This is a genomic window from Providencia sp. wls1922 (assembly GCF_009706505.1).
GTDB classification, from domain to species: domain Bacteria; phylum Pseudomonadota; class Gammaproteobacteria; order Enterobacterales; family Enterobacteriaceae; genus Providencia; species Providencia lanzhouensis.
Window position 1 is genome coordinate 55,730 of record NZ_WLUG01000110.1, and the last position, 23,023, is coordinate 78,752.

The 23,023-nt window shown below is 44.5% G+C and carries 18 protein-coding genes; 5 read left to right on the top strand and 13 right to left on the bottom strand.

Annotation, left to right across the window (positions count from 1 at the left end; translation table 11 throughout):
* Positions 1-48 precede the first annotated feature (48 nt).
* On the top strand, positions 49-933 hold the full coding sequence (gene yddG / locus GKR71_RS16580; protein WP_154609554.1) for an aromatic amino acid DMT transporter YddG: 885 nt from the start codon (positions 49-51) through the stop codon (positions 931-933).
* On the opposite strand, the gene GKR71_RS16585 is transcribed toward yddG, so the two are convergent.
* Together GKR71_RS16585 and GKR71_RS16590 are read right to left on the bottom strand one after the other, a co-directional pair.
* Positions 901-1,365, bottom strand: a complete 465-nt coding sequence (locus GKR71_RS16585) for a DMT family transporter (RefSeq protein ID WP_036953160.1) — start codon at positions 1,363-1,365, stop codon at positions 901-903. The genes yddG and GKR71_RS16585 overlap by 33 nt on opposite strands.
* A gap of 3 nt (positions 1,366-1,368) precedes the next feature.
* Positions 1,369-1,821, bottom strand: coding sequence for a DMT family transporter (locus tag GKR71_RS16590; RefSeq protein WP_036953162.1), 453 nt, complete (start codon positions 1,819-1,821; stop codon positions 1,369-1,371).
* Between the two features lie 101 nt (positions 1,822-1,922).
* Between GKR71_RS16590 and GKR71_RS16595 the strand changes: the two genes are divergently transcribed.
* The gene (locus tag GKR71_RS16595) at positions 1,923-2,849 is read left to right on the top strand and encodes a LysR family transcriptional regulator (RefSeq protein WP_154609552.1); all 927 of its coding nucleotides are present in this window, start codon (positions 1,923-1,925) and stop codon (positions 2,847-2,849) included.
* 79 nt (positions 2,850-2,928) lie between these two features.
* On the opposite strand, the gene brnQ is transcribed toward GKR71_RS16595, so the two are convergent.
* The 3 genes from brnQ to GKR71_RS16610 all read right to left on the bottom strand — a co-directional run bounded on the left by brnQ (position 2,929) and on the right by GKR71_RS16610 (position 5,839).
* A complete protein-coding gene (gene brnQ / locus GKR71_RS16600) occupies positions 2,929-4,260 on the bottom strand; it encodes a branched-chain amino acid transport system II carrier protein (RefSeq protein ID WP_154634598.1) in 1,332 nt (443 codons plus the stop codon).
* 220 nt (positions 4,261-4,480) lie between these two features.
* A complete protein-coding gene (gene yidA, locus GKR71_RS16605; protein WP_154634599.1) occupies positions 4,481-5,290 on the bottom strand; it encodes a sugar-phosphatase in 810 nt (269 codons plus the stop codon).
* 165 nt (positions 5,291-5,455) lie between these two features.
* On the bottom strand, positions 5,456-5,839 hold the full coding sequence (locus tag GKR71_RS16610; protein WP_036953169.1) for a helix-turn-helix domain-containing protein: 384 nt from the start codon (positions 5,837-5,839) through the stop codon (positions 5,456-5,458).
* Between the two features lie 257 nt (positions 5,840-6,096).
* Here GKR71_RS16610 and mgrB point away from each other — a divergent pair, with 257 nt between their 5' ends.
* Complete coding sequence (gene mgrB / locus GKR71_RS20140) at positions 6,097-6,228, top strand: PhoP/PhoQ regulator MgrB (RefSeq protein WP_255425017.1); 132 nt, start codon at positions 6,097-6,099, stop codon at positions 6,226-6,228.
* 186 nt (positions 6,229-6,414) lie between these two features.
* The gene (locus GKR71_RS16620; RefSeq protein ID WP_154634600.1) at positions 6,415-7,779 is read left to right on the top strand and encodes an amino acid permease; all 1,365 of its coding nucleotides are present in this window, start codon (positions 6,415-6,417) and stop codon (positions 7,777-7,779) included.
* A gap of 122 nt (positions 7,780-7,901) precedes the next feature.
* Here the strand turns inward: GKR71_RS16620 and pagP are convergent, their stop codons facing one another.
* Positions 7,902-8,477, bottom strand: a complete 576-nt coding sequence (gene pagP, locus GKR71_RS16625; protein WP_036953173.1) for a lipid IV(A) palmitoyltransferase PagP — start codon at positions 8,475-8,477, stop codon at positions 7,902-7,904.
* 500 nt (positions 8,478-8,977) lie between these two features.
* Here pagP and thiD point away from each other — a divergent pair, with 500 nt between their 5' ends.
* Positions 8,978-9,775, top strand: a complete 798-nt coding sequence (gene thiD, locus GKR71_RS16630) for a bifunctional hydroxymethylpyrimidine kinase/phosphomethylpyrimidine kinase (RefSeq protein ID WP_036953175.1) — start codon at positions 8,978-8,980, stop codon at positions 9,773-9,775.
* 355 nt (positions 9,776-10,130) lie between these two features.
* Here the strand turns inward: thiD and trhP are convergent, their stop codons facing one another.
* The 7 genes from trhP to GKR71_RS16665 form a co-directional block, all read right to left on the bottom strand.
* A complete protein-coding gene (gene trhP / locus GKR71_RS16635) occupies positions 10,131-11,507 on the bottom strand; it encodes a prephenate-dependent tRNA uridine(34) hydroxylase TrhP (protein WP_036953177.1) in 1,377 nt (458 codons plus the stop codon).
* Between the two features lie 152 nt (positions 11,508-11,659).
* On the bottom strand, positions 11,660-12,373 hold the full coding sequence (gene baeR, locus GKR71_RS16640) for a two-component system response regulator BaeR (protein ID WP_108478025.1): 714 nt from the start codon (positions 12,371-12,373) through the stop codon (positions 11,660-11,662).
* Positions 12,373-13,767 carry a two-component system sensor histidine kinase BaeS gene (gene baeS, locus GKR71_RS16645; protein WP_036953183.1) on the bottom strand — a complete coding sequence of 465 codons (1,395 nt, stop codon included), beginning with the start codon at positions 13,765-13,767 and terminating at the stop codon, positions 12,373-12,375. Before baeS ends, baeR begins: the two co-directional genes overlap by 1 nt.
* On the bottom strand, positions 13,757-16,846 hold the full coding sequence (gene mdtC / locus GKR71_RS16650; protein ID WP_154609549.1) for a multidrug efflux RND transporter permease subunit MdtC: 3,090 nt from the start codon (positions 16,844-16,846) through the stop codon (positions 13,757-13,759). The genes baeS and mdtC overlap by 11 nt, the downstream gene beginning before the upstream one ends.
* The gene (locus GKR71_RS16655) at positions 16,846-19,962 is read right to left on the bottom strand and encodes an MdtB/MuxB family multidrug efflux RND transporter permease subunit (protein WP_154609548.1); all 3,117 of its coding nucleotides are present in this window, start codon (positions 19,960-19,962) and stop codon (positions 16,846-16,848) included. The genes mdtC and GKR71_RS16655 overlap by 1 nt, the downstream gene beginning before the upstream one ends.
* Entirely contained in the window at positions 19,962-21,212 is a 1,251-nt protein-coding gene (locus tag GKR71_RS16660; protein ID WP_108478028.1) for an MdtA/MuxA family multidrug efflux RND transporter periplasmic adaptor subunit, read from the bottom strand. The genes GKR71_RS16655 and GKR71_RS16660 overlap by 1 nt, the downstream gene beginning before the upstream one ends.
* Positions 21,213-21,468: 256 nt before the next feature.
* On the bottom strand, positions 21,469-22,824 hold the full coding sequence (locus tag GKR71_RS16665) for an MFS transporter (protein ID WP_036953195.1): 1,356 nt from the start codon (positions 22,822-22,824) through the stop codon (positions 21,469-21,471).
* Between the last annotated feature and the right edge of the window lie 199 nt (positions 22,825-23,023).

Consider the following 23,023-nt stretch of genomic DNA (forward strand, 5'->3'; position numbering starts at 1 on the left):
GGAAAATAATAACCAAGATAAATATGAAATAAGGTGTTGATCAGGAAGATGAAACTCGGGCGATACGCAGCAACATTTTACGGGGTCGTGTCCATATTATTGTGGAGCACGATGGTAGGGCTTGTTCGCAGTACGAGCGAAAACTTTGGCCCTATTGGTGGTGCGGCTCTTATCTATTCGATAGGGAGCCTAGTTTTGGTTATTGTAATGGGATTGCCGAAAATTCATCTTTTCCCTAGACGTTATTTGTTCTGGGGGGCATTTTTATTTGTTAGCTATGAAATTTGCTTTATTTTAGCTCTAGGGCTTGCCAATACTCGTCAGCAAGCCATTGAGTTGGGTATGGTGAATTATTTATGGCCGAGCTTCACAATTGCGTTAGCGGTTTTATTTAATCGGCAGCGTTTTAGCCTATTACTGATTATTGGGCTTATTTTAGCGTTTGCAGGCTTATTGTGGGTTATCTCAGGGGATCAACCTTTGTCCCTGAATGCGATTCTTTCAAATATTCAAAGTAACCCACTGAGCTACGGCTTAGCCTTTGTTGGTGCATTATTGTGGGCTTTCTATAGCAATATTACGAAACGAATGTCGAATGGCTGCAATGGTATGGTGCTGTTTTTTATCATGACATCGGTCGGATTGTGGATCTTATTTATCTTTTCGACGCCAGCGCCATTTAATATCAATGTGAATAGCATCAGTTTGTTATTTGTCACTGCTATTGCAACTGGCGGGGCGAATGCACTTTGGACAGTGGCAATCATTAAAGGCAATGTGGCTTTTCTCGGGACATTGTCCTATTTCACTCCTGTTATCTCTACAGCGTTTTCTTCAATGTTATTGAGCACCGCATTAACACTGGGGTTCTGGCAAGGTGTCTTGATGGTAACCATAGGGTCAATCACCTGTTTTATTGCGACAAGGCGCTGAGTTATGTTTGGGCGTGTAACGAACACTAATAGCGCCGAGGATAAAAATCACACCAAGTAGCTGCAATACCCAATGTTCTGGTAAGCCATGTTGAACAGCATCGATAATGACGCTGGAAAGTACTTGACCACTAATAGCGAAAATAGTGGTTAGTGTGGCGCCAAGTAATGGCAAAACATAGCTGTTTATGATGACAAAGCAAGCACCAATGACGCCTCCTGTAAACGCAATGAGAGGAATGTTTTCAAAGGTAATGTTAAATGAGTCTTGGGCGAACCAAATAATCATGCTTAATAATAAAAATCCCACAACATGATTAATTAAAGAGGCATAAAAAGCATTGGTGACTTGAGATAGCCCTCCATTAATGCTTCGGCTCAGAATAATACAAATTCCATTAGACAGTGCGATCATAATAAAAAACAGTAACATAGATTATTTCCCCAGAATGATGAATGTTGAGCCAATCAGTAGTAGCAACACCGTAATTCCATCCTTTAGCGTTACTTTTCGTTTGGCTAACCCTAAAAATCCTATATGGTCAATGAGTAGCCCTGCCACTATTTGCCCTGTTAGCATCAATACAATGGAACCTGAAAGTGAAAGAGGGCTGTTGACTGTGATCGCGGCGAGTAACACTGTAAAGGCACCAGGGATCCCACCGAGATAGCTCCAGCGGGGAATTTTGTGGTTTCTTTGTGTTTTTCCCAATCGACCTTTGACCATCAACCAGATCAGCAAAGCAACCATGCTACCTATTCCGTGAGTCAACCAAGAGGCTTGTAGTGGCGAGGTAAAAGTAGATAAATAGCTATTACTCATGATCATCAATGTGAGTAAAACACCGGAACACACGGCGATCAGCGAAAGTAAAATCTCTTTTTTCATATTGATTAATTCGGGGTGAATGATTTGCGAAGTATAGGGATTGTCGATGATGAGAAAAACCGTTATAAAGGAAAAACTGTGTTTCTATTAAGTTGACAATAATGAATGTTGATTACACGCTACTCCCTATTTTTATCGCTATTGTCGAGCAGGGAAGCCTGACAAAAGCAGCAGAATCACTGCATATGACAAAATCGGCGGTGAGCAAAAAGTTGATAGCGTTAGAAGCGCAAACGGGGATCCGTTTAATTACACGCTCAACTCGCCACCTGCAACTGACAGAAGCGGGTGAGCTTTACTATTCCTACCTGAAAAAAGCCCATCAAGCGATTAACGAGGGCAATGAAATGCTCTCTCGTTACAGTGGTTCGGTCGATGGAACATTAAAAATCAGCGCTCCAATGGTATTTGGTCATTTGCACTTAACCGCACTGCTTCCCGAGTTTTTGAAACGCTGGCCACAATTACATGCAGAGATCGTGTTTGACGATAAGCTGGTGGATTTAGTGGGTGATGGCTTTGATATGGCAGTGCGGATAGGCGAATTACAGGATTCTTCGTTAATTTCTCGAACGTTATCACCTTGCCATAGTGTTTTGTGTGCTTCCCCGAAATGGCTTGAGGAACATGGAAACCCGAATAATCTTGATGAACTCGCTGAGCATAACTGCCTTTTATACAGCTATTTCCAAGCAGGGCAAACATGGTTGTTTACCTATCAGGGAAAGAAAGTTCGATTTACCCCGACGGGGAATTTTCGGGCAAATAGCAGCCTCGCATTGCACCAAGCCGCTTTACAGGGGCTTGGTATTTGCCAGCTACCTCAATTTATTGTCGCACCGGATATTCTCGCTGGGCGATTGGTCACGGTGTTACCGGAGTATCGCTTGCCGCTGCATCATATTTATGCGGTCTATCCAAACCGGAAGTTTTTACCTAAAAAGGTGGCGACTTTTCTCGATTTCTTACAGGAAACGCTCGGAAGTTCAGGGGATTATCAGAAAAATTATGAATTGAAATTATTGTGAGTTTTCTGGAATAAGGTCGCTAAAAAATAAAAAGCCGAATGTCAGCAATATGCCAACATTCGGATTTTAAATATCAAGATTAAGCTAAGTTTTGCTCAGCAACAGGCTCGCTTTTCGCGGTCAATTTGCCGATAAACATCGAGATAATAAACGCGATAATCCCTGGAATTAACCAACCCATACCTTGCTCAAACAGCGGTAAGTAGGTGATTAGGTTTGCTTTTACTGTTGTGCTTAATAATTCCATATTATTTAGCGTATCGAATAGGCTCATCAGTACAACTACGCCAATGGTGATCCCATAAGTGACCCTAGGAGCAGCCATAAATTTGCGTGCAAATTGCAGGAAGACGATAGTGACCGATGAAGGATAAATCATCAGCAGAGCCGGAATAGTGACGCGCAATAAAGTATCGAGACCAAACGTGGACACGACAGTGGTTAGCATCGTGAAGAAAACCACCCAGAAGCGATAACTTAAACGGTGATGGAAAGTGGCAAAGTAATCTGCACAGGCGCTGGTCACACCCACTAACGTGGTCATGCTTGCCAGTAATACAATTCCGCACATGATCCACGTACCTACCGTACCAAACAGGACATCGACGTAACGAGAGAAGATCTGTCCGCCGTTGGTGGCTGTATTCGCCACTTGTTCACTGGTCGCGCCTAAATAGAACAGGCAGATATACAGTGCCGCGAGTAAGCTCACTGAAATTAAACCCGCTTTAATCGTGATGGTCGCGACTTGGCGTGGTTCAGTGATCTGTTTTGAAGCTAATGCACGCGCCACAATCCCGCCAAACGCCATCGCAGATAGTACATCCATGGTTTGGTAACCATCAATTACGCCGCCAAAGAAGGCAAATTCTGCATACTGTTTAACAGGGGGATTCATATCAGAAAGCGGGTCAATGACCACGGCAATCCCCACTACCACTAATAAAACAAGTAACGCTGGAGTCATAAACTTACCAATCGCACTGATCATGGTGCCTTGCTTCAACATGAAGAACATCGAGGTAAAGTTAAAAATGAGCGCGAAAGTGAGATGAGAAAATGTGCTTTTTTCAACGAAGCCTAATGGTAAAAAGCCCATTTCAAATGCGGTATTCGTCACCCTTGGCATCGCAAATGTGGAGCCGACAATTAGGTAGAGTGCAACCCAGAAAATGACCGCAACCCATTTAGGCAAATCAACAGAAAGCTTTTCACCACGTCCTTTTACTGCAACTGTTACTAAGGTTAAGAAGGGTAATAGAACACCGGTGATCAGAAAACCTAATGAGGTATCAAACCAGTCTGTCCCTGATTGATAGCCTGCCATCGGTGGAAAGATGATATTTCCCGCGCCTAGAAATAAGGCGAATACCATCATCCCCAGAATTAACATATCTTTAGTCGAAAACATTTTACTACCTGTTAGTGATGTGGGTTTTATTGTACTTATAGATGAATGACAATTTTTTAAAAGAGGCAGATAGTATCAAATTTGGAAGAGTAAGTAAGGTAAAGGATAAAATAGCCCTAAGAGAAAGACAGGAGATGGATATGCCAGAATGGGGATGTCTAGGCATATCCAGTTAAATTGTATTTTGGTCTAGAGATTTGAACTTTAAATTAACTGCTCACTAGAAAATAAATTTGTTTATTGCGACAGCAACGCCATCACAATCGTTGGTATCGGTGACAAATTTCACTATTTCACGAATATGTGGCGCAGCATTTCCCATTGCAACCGAAACACTCGAATACTGTAGCATGGCAACATCATTATTTTGGTCACCGATGCTCATGACTTTATCCGGCGTGAGAGATAATTTCTCACATAACACTTTTAGTGCAGAGCCTTTGCTTGCATCCTTATTCGAAACTTCGAGGAAATAAGGACTAGTTTTGATCAGCGAGTAGTTTTCAAAGGTATTTTCAGGAATATAGCTGATACCTACATCCAGTTTCTCGGGATGGTCAATAATCATGATTTTGGTAAAACTGAGCGAGCTATCCATTTCGTTAACTGGGCAATACACCAAAGGGGTATTGGTGAAATAGGCATCATGAATGGTATAGCGGCTAATATGACGATTCGCAGTGAACATGGTGTTGTCTGCAAGGGCGTGCATATGAACCCCCACGTTGTTAGCTAGTTCAGCAAAATATTGATAATCTTCAAAATCTAACAAGTTTTCATAAAGGTGGCTGCCATCATTGGCTTGATGGATAACGCTGCCATTGTTACTGATGCAGTAGTTACTGGCGGTGTCTAATCCAAGTTCTTGAAGGTAGGGCAAAATGCCAGAATAGGGGCGACCTGAGGCAAGGACAATTCGCACACCTTGTTTGTGCGCGCGGGTAATGGCTTCTTTCACTGCGGGAGAAATTTGGTGCTGCGAATTGAGTAACGTGCCATCTAAATCAATGGCGACCAGTTTGATTGACATCAATGCCTCCTAAAATAGAACTTTTACACGTACCTTACTCTGATTATCGAGAATGTAAATTATCTAAGAGGGCAACGGATAAGTTGCTCAGTAAAAAGGATGAGAATACCCATGTTTTATCGCATTAAAACTGAAAAAATGCAGGTTAATGCGCGTAAAACAAATTCACTCATCATCCGGGATTAGGTGTAATGGCTCTTTTACATCCAAATGAATTTGGTCATTTTGACGAAAATCAAACGGCGTAATGCCATATTCTTTGCGGAACATATAGGTAAAGTGAGATTGCGAGCCGAAGCCAAAATCTAACGCAATATCAAAAATACTTTGGCTGCTGTTTCTTAATAAATTTACGGCGCCAGCCAGTCGGCGCTGACGGATATATTTTCCTAAGGAGATTCCTGTGACCTCCTTAAAGATTTTTTGCATATGCCAAAGGGAATACCCAGAATAAGCAGCGAGTTCTTCCAAATGGATGACTCGACCTAAATGCTCTTCGATCCATTTACTTAGAGCATTAACAAGTGCTACGTGGTTATCTTGTGCCATCTCAAATTCATTCTTATTTTACGGTAACCGAAGTATACACAACTTCATTTCACCATGACAAAGGTTGGTTGTGCGGTATTACAGATTTATGTATAAAAATCACACAATAATAGCCAGTTATTTATCAAGAGCTGCAAAAATAAACAATTGTTTTCTTGAAAACGATGAATAGCCCATTTTACGAAACTAAAGACGATAATATCGATTAATATTGCCAGATGATGTGACTATTAAGAACCCCATTATCTATGCGAAATATGCTATTAATCATCAGCATTGTAATTATTTGTGCTTTTTTATACCTCTTGGCGATGAATAATCTCTGCGATCAGGGCGGGGATGATTTTCAACTCGGTGTTTGCCGCGTGACGGGTTTGTTACCATTTTGAGTTTGCATTTTGCAACGTCTTACAGGATATTAGTTTGTCATTATTTGGAAACATTAGAAGACAGGCAGAAAGCCAGCTTTACAGTTGTATAATTGCGAGTGGAGTTCATGCAAAAATTCAAATAAACTTGCGTGATTATCACAACTGTGGACGATAACAAAAAGCTAGAGGATGAAGGGTAAAGATATGGCGCAACAGACGCTAAAGCGCGGATTGAAAAACAGGCATATTCAGTTAATTGCCTTGGGGGGCGCTGTCGGTACAGGGCTATTTTTAGGGATAGCAACCACCATCCAAATGGCAGGTCCGTCGGTACTACTTGGGTATGCATTGTGTGGATTTATCGCTTTTCTGATCATGCGTCAGTTAGGTGAAATGATTGTTCAAGAGCCTGTTGCAGGGTCATTTAGCCATTTCGCATTCAAATATTGGGGCGGTTTTGCCGGGTTCCTCTCGGGTTGGAACTACTGGGTGATGTTTATCCTCGTGGGGATGACTGAACTGACCGCTGCGGGTAAATATATGCAACACTGGTGGCCTGAGTTACCTATTTGGGTTTCGGCACTGGTGTTTTTTATTGCGGTTAATGCAATTAACCTGATTAATGTTCGCTCTTATGGAGAAACCGAATTCTGGTTTGCGCTAATTAAAGTTGTTGCGGTTATCGCGATGATTTTATTTGGCTGTTACTTACTGTTTAGTGGCCATGGCGGCCCTCAAGCCAAAGTGAGTAACTTATGGGAATACGGCGGCTTTTTTGCCAAAGGCTATAATGGGCTATTAGTCGCGCTGGCGATTATTATGTTCTCATTTGGTGGATTGGAATTAGTGGGGATCACCGCGGCAGAAGCGGAAGATCCAGATAAAAGCATTCCAAAAGCCATCAATCAAGTGGTTTACCGTATCTTAATTTTCTATATCGGCTCACTGGCGGTATTACTGGCGCTGTATCCGTGGGTGCAACTGGATGGCAAAACTAGCCCCTTCGTACTGATTTTCCATGAGCTGGGTGATTTACTCGTTGCCAATGCATTGAACGTGGTGATTTTGATTGCGGCTCTGTCGGTTTATAACAGTGGTGCTTACTGTACTAGCCGCATGCTGTATGGTTTAGCACAACAAGGTAACGCACCGCTCTTTATGGCAAAAGTGAATAAAGGCGGCGTGCCTGTAATGGCGCTGATTGTTTCAGGTATCGCGACTTCTGGCGGGATCTTGATTAACTTCGTGATGGAAGGCAAGGCATTTGAATTACTGATGTCCTTAGTGGTAACGACGCTGGTGCTAAACTGGATTATGATTTGTGTTTCTAACTTGAAATTTAGAGCCGCGATGAATAAACAGGGTATTGAAACGAAGTTTAAGAGTATTTGGTATCCGTTTGGTAACTATCTGTGTTTAGCATTCTTGTCGCTAATCTTGATTATTATTCTGACAATGGATGGGTTACGCGTTTCTGTACTGATTATGCCTCTTTGGATCGCGGTTCTGTGGGTTGGTTATCAATTCTCAGGTGCTAAAAAACAAGGTGTAGAGAGCAAAGCGTTATAGTCTTATCAATCAGTAAAAGACCAGATAAATAAAAAACAAAAAACCGGTAAGATTTTTAATCTACCGGTTTTTTTATGCTGGCTTTTTGGTTAATCAGCCTCTAGCGAGATGAGTTCAAACGCTTACCACTGCCAACGTAACCAAGCAAACAGGACGTTACCGTTATTGTATGTTCCTGGAATATAGGTCGCTTGAACAGAAAGCTTATCATATTCAATAGAAACTAAAGGCAGAGGCGCAGGGAGTGGAATATAGCTATATTCCTCACGCGCGGTAATACCTAATGTGAATCCCGCACCCATACGGAAGCCATCAAGATCGCCCGGGATCCACATTTTTTGGAAACCATAACCCACGATTGGCTCGACTTTATTATGGGAATCCATAAATGCCATTGCGTAGAGTGCATGCCAGTCATTATCTTCATCATAACGATATTTACCGATACCAAAGCCCCATGGCTCTTCATTATAGGTATCTGTTTTTTCTTTATCGTACATAAGACGGTTATGCCAAGTGAAGAACGGGATATACAGCTCATATTTGTCAGAATCCCAAGTGGTGCTGACATTATTAGTGAATTTATCCCATAAACCGACTGACTGCTCTTCAGCAAATGCAGGCGATGACATGCAGATTGAAGCGCTCAGAATTGCCGATGCGCCTACAACCAACTGTATGTTTTTATTAACTCTCATTGTGGATCCAATCTAGTTTTATCTGATAGATGAGTCATGATAGACATTGACAATGATGACATCATTATCGCAATTGTAATAATTGTAGTGGAAATTATTTTAATAAAGATAAGCTAAATAGGACAGCAATAAATGGTTAAATTAGGATAATGACGTATTGGGATCGTAATTTGCTGTAAGGAATCAACTCAATATTGATATCAATTTTTTGATATTAGAATGAATCAATTAGCTATAACCATTTGATTATTAATTATAAAATCCAATTTATTTTTGATGGAAATCAATCGCATTTAATTATTGAAGACAATAGATAATCTGCTAGTAATTAGCATTGTGTATGAGACAATTCATTTAAGGACGTTATTTAATTAACTTAATGATTTTTATTAAGTTAAAAAGACGTAATAAGCGCAATATGACTAAGGTCAATTATCTTTCTAAAGGCAATTGTTTTACTGAAGACAATTATTTTACTGAAGACAATGGAGAGGGCACTAATGAGAGTGAATGCATTAACGATTGCGGGAACGGATCCATCTGGTGGAGCCGGTATTCAAGCAGATCTGAAAACATTTTCCGCACTCGGTGCGTATGGAACCAGTGTGATGACTGCGCTGGTGGCACAAAATACGCAAGGTGTTCAAGCCATCCATAATATCCCTTCAGACTTTGTTGCGGCTCAATTGAACTCTGTTTTAAGTGATGTCCGTATTGATGCCGCGAAAATCGGCATGTTATCTAATCGAGGCAATGTTCAAGTTGTCGCCAATGCGTTGAAAAAAACACCCGTGCCTTATGTGGTGCTCGATACGGTGATGGTAGCTAAAAGCGGAGATCCGCTATTATTGCCAGATGCGGTGGAGACGCTAAGACGCGAGCTTTTACCTATGGTTTCGCTGATCACGCCAAATTTGCCCGAAGCGGCAGTATTACTTGATGAGCCGATGGCACAAACGGAAGAACAAATGCGTGAGCAAGGGCAACGTTTACTGCAATTAGGTTGCCAGAGTGTCTTGATGAAAGGCGGGCACTTAATCGATTCTCAAAGCCCTGATTGGTTGATCACCCCAGAAGGTGAGTGGCGCTTCACATCGGTACGTATCGATACCAAAAATACCCATGGTACGGGATGCACATTATCTGCTGCATTAGCTGCACTGAGGCCGCGTTTTGAGGATTGGCAACAAACAGTTGTGGAAGCAAAAGCTTATTTGCAAGGGGCGCTAGAGCAAGCGGATAGCTTAGAAGTTGGTAGTGGTTTTGGGCCTGTACATCATTTTCATCGCTGGTGGTGAGAATTTTGAGGGACTAGAAAAAAGAAATGGCTAGCTCAAGGGAGATTGAGCCAGCCAAGGAGGTGGTTCCTAGTCTTAATTTATGACTTTCTAGTTCTTCGTTTTCGACAGTGACTATACGATATAGAATAACCAATTGATGTGATCTGTTGCATAAATTTGGATATTGAGTGCACTTTTTAACGAAACTGTCAATAACGAGAATGATTCTCAACTAAAATAAAGCATAAAATGGCCGTTTTTTACACGAATACCTAAGAAAAAACCCATAGTCATCGACCATGGGCTTCTATTTAGTAAAACGTGTTTAGTAATAAGCGATGGAATGCTTAGTCAGTTTACGCTTTTTCTGCTTTTACGCTTTTTCTTCTTGGGCTTGGTGCGGATCCCGAGTAGTCGTTCCTGCAAGATTGCGGATCAACAAACCAAAATTCACATCCACATCTTCAGGAATTGGCAGATAAACTACATGTCCATTACCTGGAGCAACTTCAATAGATTCACCTTTGCGGTTAGTTAATGCATCCAGAGTAAAGACGATATTACCTGACGGTGTCATTAACTCTAAGCTGTCACCGACGCTAAATTTGTTTTTCACATCGACTTCCGCTAAGCCATTCACTCGGTTGCCTGTGAATTCACCGACAAATTGCTGGGTATCCGAAACGGAATAGCCATATTCATAGGTTTGGTAGGCATCATGGGTGTGACGACGTAAGAAACCTTCGGTATAACCACGGTGTGCTAATCCTTCAAGGGTAGAAAGCAGGGTTGGGTCAAATGGCTTACCCGCTACCGCATCATCAATGGCGCGGCGATATACTTGGGCTGTACGAGCACAATAATAGAATGATTTAGTACGACCTTCGATTTTCAGTGAATGAACGCCCATTTGGGTCAGTGTTTCAACGTGTTCGATGGCGCGTAAATCTTTTGAGTTCATGATGTAAGTGCCATGTTCGTCTTCAAAGGCGGTCATGTATTCGCCCGGACGCATCGCTTCTTCAATCATGTAGACTTTATCGGTTGGAGCACCTTCACCGAGTGTTGGCGCTACGTTTTTAACGGGGATTGGCTCATGAACATGCACGATGTTACCCACATCGTCTTCTTTGCCTTCTTGAACTTTATATTCCCAGCGACACGCGTTAGTACAGGTGCCTTGGTTAGGGTCACGCTTATTAATATAACCAGACAGCAGGCAGCGACCAGAATATGCCATACACAGCGCACCGTGTACAAAGACTTCCAGCTCAATTTCAGGCACTTGCTGGCGGATTTCAGCGATTTCTTCCAACGATAATTCGCGGGATAAAATCACGCGAGTTAATCCCATTTGTTTCCAGAATTTTACGGAAGCCCAGTTGACGGCGTTAGCCTGAACCGACAAGTGAATATCCATCTCCGGGAAGGCTTCACGCACCATCATAATCAGACCAGGGTCTGACATAATCAGTGCATCGGGTCCCATTTCAATCACGGGAGTCAGATCACGAATAAAGGTTTTTAACTTGGCGTTATGTGGCGCGATATTGACGACCACATAGAATTTTTTACCCAGCTCGTGGGCTTCGTTGATCCCTTTCGCGAGATTCTCATGGTTAAATTCGTTATTACGCACGCGTAAGCTATAACGTGGTTGGCCAGCGTAAACCGCATCGGCACCGTAAGCGAAAGCATAGCGCATGTTCTTCAAGGAACCTGCTGGGGATAATAATTCTGGTGTAAACATGTTAGTTCTCAGTCTGATGTCAGGTCAGCACCAAGCCGGATGGCTTGGTGTAAAAATTCGAGGGTGGGGATTTTAACGCTAAATGACGGGAATGCCAAATTTCCCATGTAAAAAACAGGGTTATAATTTTGTTACAGAAACGCTGGCAGCAATTAGATGTCGTCCCAACGATAGCCTAAACCATAGATGGAGCGGATAAAGGTTTTTTCGTCATCCAACGATTCGAGCTTACGGCGTAAATTTTTGACGTGGCTATCAATGGTTCTATCGGTGACCACGCGATGGTCGTCATACAAAATATCCAGTAATTGATCCCGAGAAAACACCGTACCTGCGTTATCAGACAAAAACTTTAGTAGGCGAAATTCTGCGGGGGTTAATTCCAGTAATTTATCGCCATAACGGACTTGGAACGCATTTTCATCGATAATCAGTTGAGTCTCTTGGCTACCTGTAGACGAAGGGGCTTTTTGGCAACGGCGCAAAATCGTTTTCACTCGGGCAACCACTTCTCGCGGACTAAAGGGCTTACAAACGTAGTCATCGGCACCAATTTCTAACCCTAATAAACGGTCAATTTCTTCCGTTTTAGCCGTCACCATAATCACAGGAACGTCGCTGAATTTACGCAGTTCACGGCAGACTGAAATGCCATCGAGTCCCGGCAACATCAAATCTAATAAAATCAGGTCAGGAAAGTGCTTTTGTACATAGGGGATCACTTCATCACCACGCATCAGCAAGGCGGGAACATAGCCTGCCGCTTGCAGATAATCAAACAGTAATTGTCCAAGTTTGGGTTCATCTTCAACAATCAGAACATGGGCGCTATTGGCTCCCAATAAAGGGGAATCAGGCAAAGACACTATTGCTCCTCCTGCGTCGTAATGGGAATTTGAATGGTTATCTTCACGCCACCGAGTGGAGAGGGGGCAGCAGAAATAGTCCCGTTATGGGCTTCGACAATATTATAGCAAATCGCCAGTCCCAAACCTGAGCCGCCACTCGCACGGTTACGAGAAACTTCTACACGGTAAAATCGCTCAAACAGACGCTGGCACTCTTCAACACTTAATCCCGGCGCGCTATCTTCCCACGTGATCACTAGTTGTTGGTCATGTTGGCTCACGTTGACGGCAATTTTGCCGTGAGGATCGGTATAGCGCAGGCTGTTTTCCATCAAATTATAAAACAGTTGGTTGATGCGGTCAGGGTCAGCAAATAGGTGGGAATGGGAGGAAAAGTGAGTTTCTAACGTTAGTTGTCTATCTTCCAATCGCCATTTGGCTTGCCCTAAATTCATCTCAATAATCGGGATAATATCGATAGATTCCATACGATAAACCAAGGAGCCTCTATCGGATAACGAAAGCTGATGCAGGTCATTGACCAGTTTTATCAGTGTTTGAGTCTCATTGAGTAGGGAATTGATGGTTTCAGGAGTCGCTTGGCGTACGCCGTCTTGCACAGCTTCAAGTTCTCCGCGTAAAACGGAGAGCGGGGTGCGTAATTCATGGGAAATATCCGCCATATAATCGCGGCGCATTTGCTCATTTTTTTCCAACGTCGAGGCGAGATGGTTAAAGTCTTTTGCCAATTGCCCCAACTCATCTTGGCCAATCTCAGATATCCGTGCGCTGAAATTGCCTTTAGCGAGCTGTTGAGTACCTTCCAATAATCGGGTGATGGGCTTTAAAAAGCCGCGAGCTAAAAATAGGGTTACTAACAGCGCCACGAACAGAGATAGCCCTGCAATTACCCAGCTAATGTGCATCTGCTGGGTATCAAAACGTTGGTCTAATTGGTTGCTGATACCACTTTCATAACTGGCAACTAGCCAGCCGACGGTTGCTCCTCGGCTCGTTTTAACTGGCACGCGGATGACTTGATCCGGTGGGGGGAGGTCACGCCCCCAAATGAGGTTGTCTTTGGTGTCATAAACCCAAAACATACCGCGCATTCGCTTATGACCACCGCCATGACCTTGCCCTTGGTGCTGATTATCGACATTGCGTAAAATACGGAAAAACATCCGCTCATCAACCGCCAAAAAACGCCAACTTTCTCGCTCCTCATATTGTTCGGCAAGCGCCAAAGCGAGTAACTCAGCACGTTGCTGGTCATTCTCTTTTATATAGTCAATAAAACCATGCTGGAAGCCCATTCTGACCCCTTGATGCATGATAGCAACCAGCAGCAAACAGGTGGCAAAGATAGCGATAAATAACCGAGTACTGAGGCTCGAGAGTTTAAGCTTCATGGGATTTCTCCTGCATTGAAGGCGCTTTGCGTGAAAACCGCTGTCTCAGACTATCAAAACTGAGATACACCACTGGGGTGGTAAATAGCGTCAGCAACTGGCTCATGACCAAACCACCAACAATTGCGATCCCCAGTGGTTGGCGTAATTCTGCGCCATCACCTGTACCTAGCATCAAAGGGAGCGCCCCAAAAATCGCGGCAAGGGTCGTCATTAAAATCGGTCTAAAGCGCAGCAGGCTCGCGCGTAAAATAGCTTCTTTCGCCGATAAGTTCGCATTGCGTTGGGCTTGAAGGGCAAAATCTACCATGATAATGGCGTTTTTCATCACAATCCCGATAAGCAACATAATGCCGATTAGAGCAATTAGGCTAAATGGCGTATCAAATAATTCCAAGGCTAATAACGCGCCGACACCTGCGGATGGCAGTGTCGATAAAATGGTGAGTGGGTGAATATAACTTTCATACAAAATACCCAGTACCAAATAGACCGTGACAATCGCCGCTAAGATTAAAAATAACTGAGATTTTAAGGTATCTTGGAAAACTTGCGCTGTTCCTGCGAAAGTACCGCGTACCGTCGATGGAACGCCTAAAGCGGTCATGGTTTTTTCCACCGCCACAATCGCATCGTTTAAGGTATAACCGTCTGCCACGTTAAAGGAAATAGTAGACGCGGCTGATAACCCTTGGTGGTTAACACTTAAAGGTGCATTGGCGGGTTGCCAGCGGGCAAAATAGGAGAGGGGAATAGCTTCTCCCTGTTTATTCACCACAAACATTTTATCCAGCGAACTGACGTCTTGGGTATATTCCGGTGCCACTTCCATCACCACTTTATATTGGTTCATGGCTTCATAAATGGTGGAAATTTGACGTTGACCAAAGGCGTTGTTGAGCAGGTTGTTCGCATCACGCACATCGATACCCAGTTGCGCCATCAAATCGCGGTCATAGGTTAATGCCATCTCCGCGCCTTTATCTTCTTTATCAGAGTTCACATCGGTTAATTGAGGCAAATCCCCCAGCGCTCGGCGAATAGCGGGCTCCCATGAACGTAATGCATCCAGCTCGTCGGCTAACAGGGTGAATTGATAGCTGGCTTCGGATTGGCGTCCGCCCACGCGAATATCTTGAACGGGCATCATAAATAAGTTGGCACCGGGTTCGTTCGCCAGTTTCATGCGCAAGCGATTAATCACGCTGTTGGCACTCTCTTTGCGCTCATCCAGTGGTTTTAAGGAGATAAACATAGAACCGCTGTTGACGCGGCTGCCGCCCGTAAATCCAGTGACGCTATCCACGGCAGGATCCGCTTTCACTTGCTGCATAAAGCTGGTCATTTTTTGCTTCATTGACTGGAATGAGATGCTTTGGTCTGCTCGAACGAATCCCAGTAAACGCCCTGTATCTTGCTCAGGGAAAAAGGCTTTAGGGATCGAAATATACAGATAAACATTCAAGCCAATTGCCGCAATCAGCACCGCCAGTACACTGCGACGATGAGATAGCACCCAATTTAACGTGACGGCGTAACTTTCTTGTAACCGAATAAGAACGCGTCCAAATCCTCGTTGCTTGGTATTAGCAGAGCCACGTTTTTTCAGTAAATGCGCGCACATCATCGGGGTTAACGTCAGCGAGATAATCAATGATATTCCGATGGCAGTAGAGAGCGTAATAGCAAATTCGCGGAATAATCGCCCAACTAATCCATCCATCAATAACAGTGGGATAAACACTGCCACTAAAGAAATACTCATAGAAACAACAGTAAAGCCAACCTCAGAAACCCCTTTAACCGCCGCGATAAACGGTTTTCGACCATTTTCAATGTGCCGAGAAATGTTCTCTAACACTACAATGGCATCATCCACTACGAATCCGGTGGCGACAGTTAAGGCCATCAATGACAAGTTATTGAGGCTAAACCCGCATAAATACATGGCGGTAAAGGTACCAATTAACGAGACAGGTACCGCAATAGCGGGAATTAAAGTGGCACGCCCTGAACGTAAAAATAGCAATACGACGAGGATCACCAGCGCAATCGCAATCATTAACGCCCGTTCGACCTCTGCCAGCGACGCTTTGATTGTGGGTGTTCTGTCTTGAGCAACCTGTAAATCAATAGCGGCGGGGATCATATCTTTAAATTCAGGAAGTTCTTCGCGAATGCGTTTGACAGTTTCAATGATATTGGCACCCGCTTCGCGGCGAATAATGATCAAAACCGCCGGTTCACCACTGGACATCCCTGCGGCTCGCACATCTTGGACGGAATCTTTTACGACGGCTACATCACTGAGTTTGACGGCATTGCCATTGCTGTAATGCACAATAATCGGACGGTAATCGGCGGCTTTTTTCAGTTCGTCATTAGTCTGGACTTGGTAGCGATTATCGTCATTATTAATATAACCTTGGGGCTGGCGCACGTTGGCACTACTGATGGCAGAGCGCACAGCATCAAGGGAAACCCCTTGATTAAATAGGGCGGTTGGGTTGAGTTCTACACGCACAGCAGGAAGAGAACCACCCCCTACGGCAACTTCACTGACGCCATCGATTTGCGCGATACGCTGAGCTAAGCGTGTGGATGCCACATCATACATTTCCCCGGTACTTAAGGTTTTTGATGTGAGGGTTAAAATCATAATCGGCGCGTCAGATGGGTTTGATTTATAGTAACGTGGTCGACTTGGCATGCCGCTAGGTAATAAATTTTGTGCGGCATTCAACGCCGCTTGTACTTCCCGCGCGGCATTATTGATATCTTTGGTTAAATCAAACTCTAAGGTAATGGAGGTTCGCCCTAACGAACTGCTCGAGGTCATCTCATTTAACCCAGCAATACTACCTAATGAGCGCTCAAGCGGTGTCGCGATAGAGGATGCCATGGTTTCAGGGGAGGCGCCAGGAAGTGACGCTGTCACCCTTATCACAGGGTAGTCTACCTGTGGCAATGGCGCCACAGGTAAAAACAGAAAGCTCAATGCACCGCACAGGGTAATGGCGACACTGATTAACGTGGTCGCCACCGGACGGCTAATAAACAAAGCAAAGAAGCGTTTCATTAAGACTCCTGTACCTTGTGCTCACGGCGATTGAAGCGATGGGCTAAACGGTCAAACATCAGGTAAATTACAGGCGTGGTGAACAGAGTTAAAATCTGGCTCATGATCAGCCCGCCCACCATACAGACCCCCAGTGGTTGACGCAGTTCTGCTCCGACACCAGTACTGAGCATCAGTGGCAGCGCACCAAGCAACGCAGCCATGGTGGTCATCAAGATCGGGCGAAAACGCAGTAAACAGGCCTGATAGATCGCATCATACGGGGATAAACCTTGTTCACGCTCTGCGGCGAGAGCAAAGTCAATCATCATAATGGCGTTCTTTTTCACAATCCCGATCAGCAAAATAATCCCGATAATGGCGATAACATCGAGCTCATTGCCCGCCATCATGAGTGCGAGCAGAGCCCCCACACCAGCGGTCGGCAAAGTGGACAAAATAGTGATTGGATGAATAAAGCTTTCGTATAGAATACCCAGCACGATATACATGGCGATAATAGCAGCAAAAATCAGCCAAACGGTGCTACTCAGCGCTGCTTCAAAGGCGAGGGTGGCGCCTTGGAATTGTGTCGTTATCGATTTTGGCATCGCTATCTGTTTTTCAGCCAGTTTCACCGCATTGACCGCCTCTTCTAATGAAGAATCTCCCGCTACATCAAAAGAGAACGTGACTGACGGGAATTGATCAAGGTGATTAATCGCCAAAGGTCCATAGCCTTCTTGAATATTCACAAGGGTATTTAGTGGAACAATGGCGCCATCAGTACCTTTCAAGCGAATATCATTGAGCGCATCCATTCCATCACGGGTTTGGGTATTGTGCTCTAAAATCACGCGATACTGGTTAGCTTGGGTGTAAATGGTGGAGATCATACGCTGACCAAATGCGTTATACAGAGCGTTATCGATATTCGACATAGTAATACCAAAACGGCTCGCGGTATCCCGATCCACATTCACATACGCCACTAAACCTTTGTCTTGCCAATCGCTGCTGACATCAATCAATTCAGGTTGCTGACTTAAGGCTTCCTGCAATTTTGGTACCCAAGTGCTGAGCTCATCCAGAGAACCTGCTTGCAGCGTAAATTGATACGGGGTACGGGAAACCTGCGTATCAATGGTTAAATCCTGTGACGGTTGCAAGTAAAGATTGACCCCTGCAATGCCGCTGGTGGCTTGTTGTAAGCGAGGAATAATCGTAGGAACACGATCGTCGCGTTCATCAAGGGGCTTCAATGTGATTTGAATACGGGCGTTATTCAGAGTGGCATTGTTACCATCGATACCCACATAGGTGGTAACGTTCTCAACCGCCGGATCTGCCAGAATAATGCCAGCCACTTCTTGCTGTTTCTTCGACATCGCGGCAAACGAAATGGATTGGCGACTTTCAATTGTGCCTTGAATGATTCCGCTATCTTGCAGTGGGAAGAACCCTTTCGGGATCCACATATACAGCAGCACAGTAAGTACCAAGGTTCCCAGCGCGACACACAGAGTTAACCATTGGTGGTTAAGAATGCGTTTTAGCCAAACACCATAACCCGCAATCATCCACTCAAAAAAACGCTCACAGGCGATTTCAAAGCGGTTATGTTTATGCTGAGATTCCGGTTTGAGTAAGCGGGCGCACATCATTGGGGTGAGGGTGAGGGATACCACCGCAGAGATCAGAATTGCCACCGCCAACGTAATCGCAAACTCACGGAATAGGCGCCCGACAATATCCCCCATAAACAGCAGCGGGATCAGTACGGCAACCAAAGAGAAGGTCAGGGAGATAATGGTAAAACCGATTTCTCCTGCGCCTTTTAAGGCGGCAACAACCGGCTTATCCCCTTGTTCGAGATAGCGAGAAATGTTTTCAATCACCACGATGGCGTCATCCACCACGAATCCCGTGGCGATGGTGAGTGCCATCAAGGTGAGGTTATTGACGGAAAAACCACAAAAATACATGACGGCAAAGGTGCCAACTAACGATAAAGGTACGGCGATGCCGGGGATCAGCGTCGCAATACCATTACGTAGAAATAGGTAAATCACCATCACCACGAGGGCGATAGCGAGCATTAATTCGAATTGAACATCATTAACAGAGGCGCGAATGGTGCTGGTACGGTCAGTCAAAATATCCACGTTAACGGATGCTGGTAAGCTTTCAATCAATTCAGGCAACAACGCGCGGATAGTATCCGTGGTGCTAATCACGTTAGCGCCAGGTTGGCGCTGAACGTTAATGACAATTGCTTGTTGGCTATTGGCCCATGCACCGAGATAGGCGTTCTCAGCGCCTTGTTCAATGGTGGCAATATCTCCCAAACGAACAGGGGCGCCATTTTGGAAAGCCACAATCAACTTGCGGTAATCCTCAAGGGATTTCATCTGGTCATTGGCAGATAACGTTACAGAGCGGGTTGGACCATCAAAACTCCCTTTTGCAGAGTTGACGTTGGCATTATTGATAGCGGTGCGAATGGTTTCGCTGTCTAATCCTTTTGCCGCCATGGCTTGCGGATTAAGATTGACGCGCACAGCAGGGCGTTGTCCCCCCGCTAAGGTGACTAAGCCGACCCCAGTCACTTGGGAAATTTTCTGCGCCACGCGGGTTTCAATAATATCTTGTACCTGCGTTAACGGCATCGCATTGGAGGTGACGGCGAGCGTTAAAACGGGCGGATCCGCAGGGTTTACTTTGTTGTAAATCGGTGGATACGGTAAATCGGAGGGCAGCAAGCTAGTGGCAGAGTTAATCGCTGCTTGAACCTCTTGCTCTGCCACATCGAGAGGCAAAGAGAGCTGGAACATTAAGGTGATCACCGACGCACCGCCAGAGCTGCGAGATGACATCTGTTGCAAACCAGACATTTGACCAAATTGAGTTTCTAGCGGTGCAGTGATAGCCGATGTCATTACATCAGGGCTGGCACCAGGATATAAGGTCACCACCTGAATGGTTGGGTAGTCAACTTCCGGTAATGCTGATACAGGTAAAAACCGATAACCGATGATCCCCGCGAGCAAAATCGCCACCATAAATAAGGTGGTTGCAACAGGGCGCAGAATGAAGAGACGGGATGGGCCACCGCCTTTATGAGTATCCGGCTGCATTAGGCTTTCTCCGCGCTATTGCGAGGTTTTTTCTCAGCGGAAGCGGGTTTCTTTTCAAGGGTTGAAGCGTTGACCACTTCAACTTTCGCGCCGTCTGTTAGCTTATCGACGCCATCGGTAATGACTTTTGTATTGGCGGATAAACCGCTTTCAATCACGACTTGTTGGCTGTCTTGAATGCCCACCGTCACAAGGTGTTTCGTCACGGTATCATCATCGCTTAGTACCCAAACATAGTGACCTTCATTGCCCATTTGCAGGGCAGCAGTTGGGATCACGACAGCATTTTGTAAGGTCTCTACCTGCATTTTGACGTTCACAAACTGGTTCGGGAACAGTTTTTGCTCTTCGTTAGTAAAGCGTGCTTTGATTTTCAGTGTACCGGTTGCTGGATCAATTTGGTTATCGGTACTCAGTAATTCACCGCGCGCAATCATAGCAATGTTATTACGATCCCACGCTTCAATCAGGACTTTATTTCCTGCTGCTTGTGCTTGCTGGATTGCAGGAATGTCGCCTTCAGGTAAAGCAAATAGAACGTCAGCAGGTTGTGTTTGGGTGATCACCACAATCGGCGTGGAAGTCCCTGAAGAGATAAAGTTACCCACATCCACTTGTTTTAAACCGATGCGTCCAGAAATAGGGGCGGTAATTTTACTGTAGGTGAGTTGCAGCTTGGCGTTATCAACCGCGGCTTGGTCAACTTTGATGCTACCCTCGGCTTGTAACACAGTAGCCCGCTGGTTATCCAGCTCTTGTTGGGAGATGACTTTGGTTCCCGCCAGTTTTTGGTAGCGGGTCAGGTCTAATCGAGCATTGGCTAAAGTCGCTTTATCTTTAGCTAATTGACCTTCCGCTTGAGCAAGTTGCACTTCAAAAGGACGTGGGTCAATTTGCGCGAGTAAATCACCCGCTTTAACGGATTGCCCTTCGGTGAAGTAGATATTCATTAATTGACCTTCAACTCGGCTAGTGACCGTCACCATGTTAGCAGCCTGTACAGTACCTAAACCGGATAGGAAGCGCGGAACGACTTTTTCTTGGGCAGTGGCAAATTGAACGGGTGCAAGTGGGCGCATTGGTCTTCCACCTGCTTTTTTCCCTTGTCCATCTTGAGTTGCACTGGCTGTGGTTGGTACTTCATTTTGGTTATTTTTATGGTAGACATACCAGGTTGCGCCAGCCGCAGCTAACAGAGCAACAAACAGGGCAGAGCGAGTCAAAATTGTACGGCGTTTCTGTGTCGTCATGGTGGGTAATTCGCTTAACTCAAGGTTGAGTAAAATCAGTTAGGAACCATTCCAATAAATTTAACTGAATATAATAAGGTATATATTAAAAATTAATCAGTTGCGTATTTTAATAGTTTAGCCTGAGGGGAACAAAAGAAAATGGAGGAAATATGAAAAAATGGAAAAGAACTATGGATAAAAGCACGGTTTTTCGTAAGAAAATAAAAAAGCCTGTGACTTTACAGCCACAGGCGAGTAATTGTTCTCATTCGTTTTATTGAGTTACGCTGGTTTTTAATGCTGCCGCAGGGTTACGTTCCTCTGTTGCGGTACGAGTCCAACCTTTGTATGACAGAGGGATAAACGCTACAGCAACAGCTAACAAGGAAACCCCCGCCACATAGTAGGCTGGCGCCATATGGGATTGCTGTAACCATGCACCGGTTAAGATTGGGGTCAACCCGCCAAATACGGCGTATGCCAAGTTGTACGCAAAGGATAAGCCAGAGAAACGAATTTCTGGTGGAAACGCGCGAGTACTGATGATTGGCGTTGTCGCAATCGCTCCTACGAAGAAGCCCATTAACGCGTAATTAAATGTTAAGGTATTCGCAGAAATATCGGATGACAATGATGAATAGAAGTAGATAGCTGTGACAGCTAATCCGCCCCAAGACAATGTCATCGACGTACGTGTTCCCGTTTTATCTCCTAACCATCCCCAGAAAATACAGCCTAAGGTTAAGGTCAACGTTGCTGCGCAGTTGGCTTGTAAAGCAATATTACGATCGATGCCATAAATACCTTTTAATACCACGTCAGGGGTCATCAAAATGGTGACAACGATAGCGGTAGACAGCGACCACGTCAGTGCTGCAGTGATCATGCAAGCTTGTTTATGGGATTTAACCACGGTTTTTACTGGCAACTCTTTGGTTAATGCTTTCTTAGCGGCCATCTCTTTGAAAATCGGGGTCTCTTGTAAGAAGCGACGCAGATAGACAGAGATAAAACCAAAAATGCCCCCTAAGATAAACGGAATACGCCACGCGAAATCATGCACTTCTTGGGTAGTATAAGAACGCTCAATGATAATAGCGACGATAGAGCCTAATAAAATCCCGCCAGTGATCCCTGAGGTTAATGTTCCCACGCCTAAACCATAACGCTGTTTCGGTGTATGTTCGGCAATAAACACCCATGCACCAGGCATTTCACCGCCAATAGCAGCGCCTTGCATGATACGCATTAATAACAGTAACAGTGGTGCAGCGGCGCCAATGGTCTCAAATGTTGGCAAGAAACCAATAATAAAAGTTGGGAATGCCATCAAGAAAATACTTAAGGTAAACATTTTCTTACGACCGATTTTATCGCCAAAGTGGGCCATAATAATGCCGCCCAATGGGCGAGCAAGATAACCCGCAGCAAACAGACCCAGCGTCGCCATTAATGCGAGAAATTCATTATCGCCCGGGAAAAATAGCTGGGAGATAATTTTCGCGTAAAAAACGAAAATAACGAAATCATAAAATTCTAAAGTGCCACCTAAAGAGGATAAGCCCAATGTTTTATAATCTTCTTTGCCTAACGGTCTGGCCGCAGGCTGGCTGGTTGTTTGCGATGTCATAATTCTGTCCTTCTAAATACACAACAATTCAATATTAGCGCGATGAGGTTATTTGTAATAATAGGTACGTTAAATAGCGAAGTAATTAATATTATTTGGCAAAGGATATGAGAGATAAAACGAGGGAAAATAAACCAAGGTAATACTCTGTATCTCTAACGTGAGTTCATTTATAGCAGAAAGTTTCATATTCTGTAAA

What these genes read in the sequence shown, in the direction of transcription:
- yddG (WP_154609554.1), top strand. Translation starts at nt 49, where the DNA reads ATGAAACTCGGGCGATACGCAGCAACATTTTACGGGGTCGTGTCCATA.
- GKR71_RS16585 (WP_036953160.1), bottom strand. Translation starts at nt 1,365, where the DNA reads ATGTTACTGTTTTTTATTATGATCGCACTGTCTAATGGAATTTGTATT.
- GKR71_RS16590 (WP_036953162.1), bottom strand. Translation starts at nt 1,821, where the DNA reads ATGAAAAAAGAGATTTTACTTTCGCTGATCGCCGTGTGTTCCGGTGTT.
- GKR71_RS16595 (WP_154609552.1), top strand. Translation starts at nt 1,923, where the DNA reads ATGAATGTTGATTACACGCTACTCCCTATTTTTATCGCTATTGTCGAG.
- brnQ (WP_154634598.1), bottom strand. Translation starts at nt 4,260, where the DNA reads ATGTTTTCGACTAAAGATATGTTAATTCTGGGGATGATGGTATTCGCC.
- yidA (WP_154634599.1), bottom strand. Translation starts at nt 5,290, where the DNA reads ATGTCAATCAAACTGGTCGCCATTGATTTAGATGGCACGTTACTCAAT.
- GKR71_RS16610 (WP_036953169.1), bottom strand. Translation starts at nt 5,839, where the DNA reads ATGGCACAAGATAACCACGTAGCACTTGTTAATGCTCTAAGTAAATGG.
- mgrB (WP_255425017.1), top strand. Translation starts at nt 6,097, where the DNA reads ATGCTATTAATCATCAGCATTGTAATTATTTGTGCTTTTTTATACCTC.
- GKR71_RS16620 (WP_154634600.1), top strand. Translation starts at nt 6,415, where the DNA reads ATGGCGCAACAGACGCTAAAGCGCGGATTGAAAAACAGGCATATTCAG.
- pagP (WP_036953173.1), bottom strand. Translation starts at nt 8,477, where the DNA reads ATGAGAGTTAATAAAAACATACAGTTGGTTGTAGGCGCATCGGCAATT.
- thiD (WP_036953175.1), top strand. Translation starts at nt 8,978, where the DNA reads ATGAGAGTGAATGCATTAACGATTGCGGGAACGGATCCATCTGGTGGA.
- trhP (WP_036953177.1), bottom strand. Translation starts at nt 11,507, where the DNA reads ATGTTTACACCAGAATTATTATCCCCAGCAGGTTCCTTGAAGAACATG.
- baeS (WP_036953183.1), bottom strand. Translation starts at nt 13,767, where the DNA reads ATGAAGCTTAAACTCTCGAGCCTCAGTACTCGGTTATTTATCGCTATC.
- mdtC (WP_154609549.1), bottom strand. Translation starts at nt 16,846, where the DNA reads ATGAAACGCTTCTTTGCTTTGTTTATTAGCCGTCCGGTGGCGACCACG.
- GKR71_RS16655 (WP_154609548.1), bottom strand. Translation starts at nt 19,962, where the DNA reads ATGCAGCCGGATACTCATAAAGGCGGTGGCCCATCCCGTCTCTTCATT.
- GKR71_RS16660 (WP_108478028.1), bottom strand. Translation starts at nt 21,212, where the DNA reads ATGACGACACAGAAACGCCGTACAATTTTGACTCGCTCTGCCCTGTTT.
- GKR71_RS16665 (WP_036953195.1), bottom strand. Translation starts at nt 22,824, where the DNA reads ATGACATCGCAAACAACCAGCCAGCCTGCGGCCAGACCGTTAGGCAAA.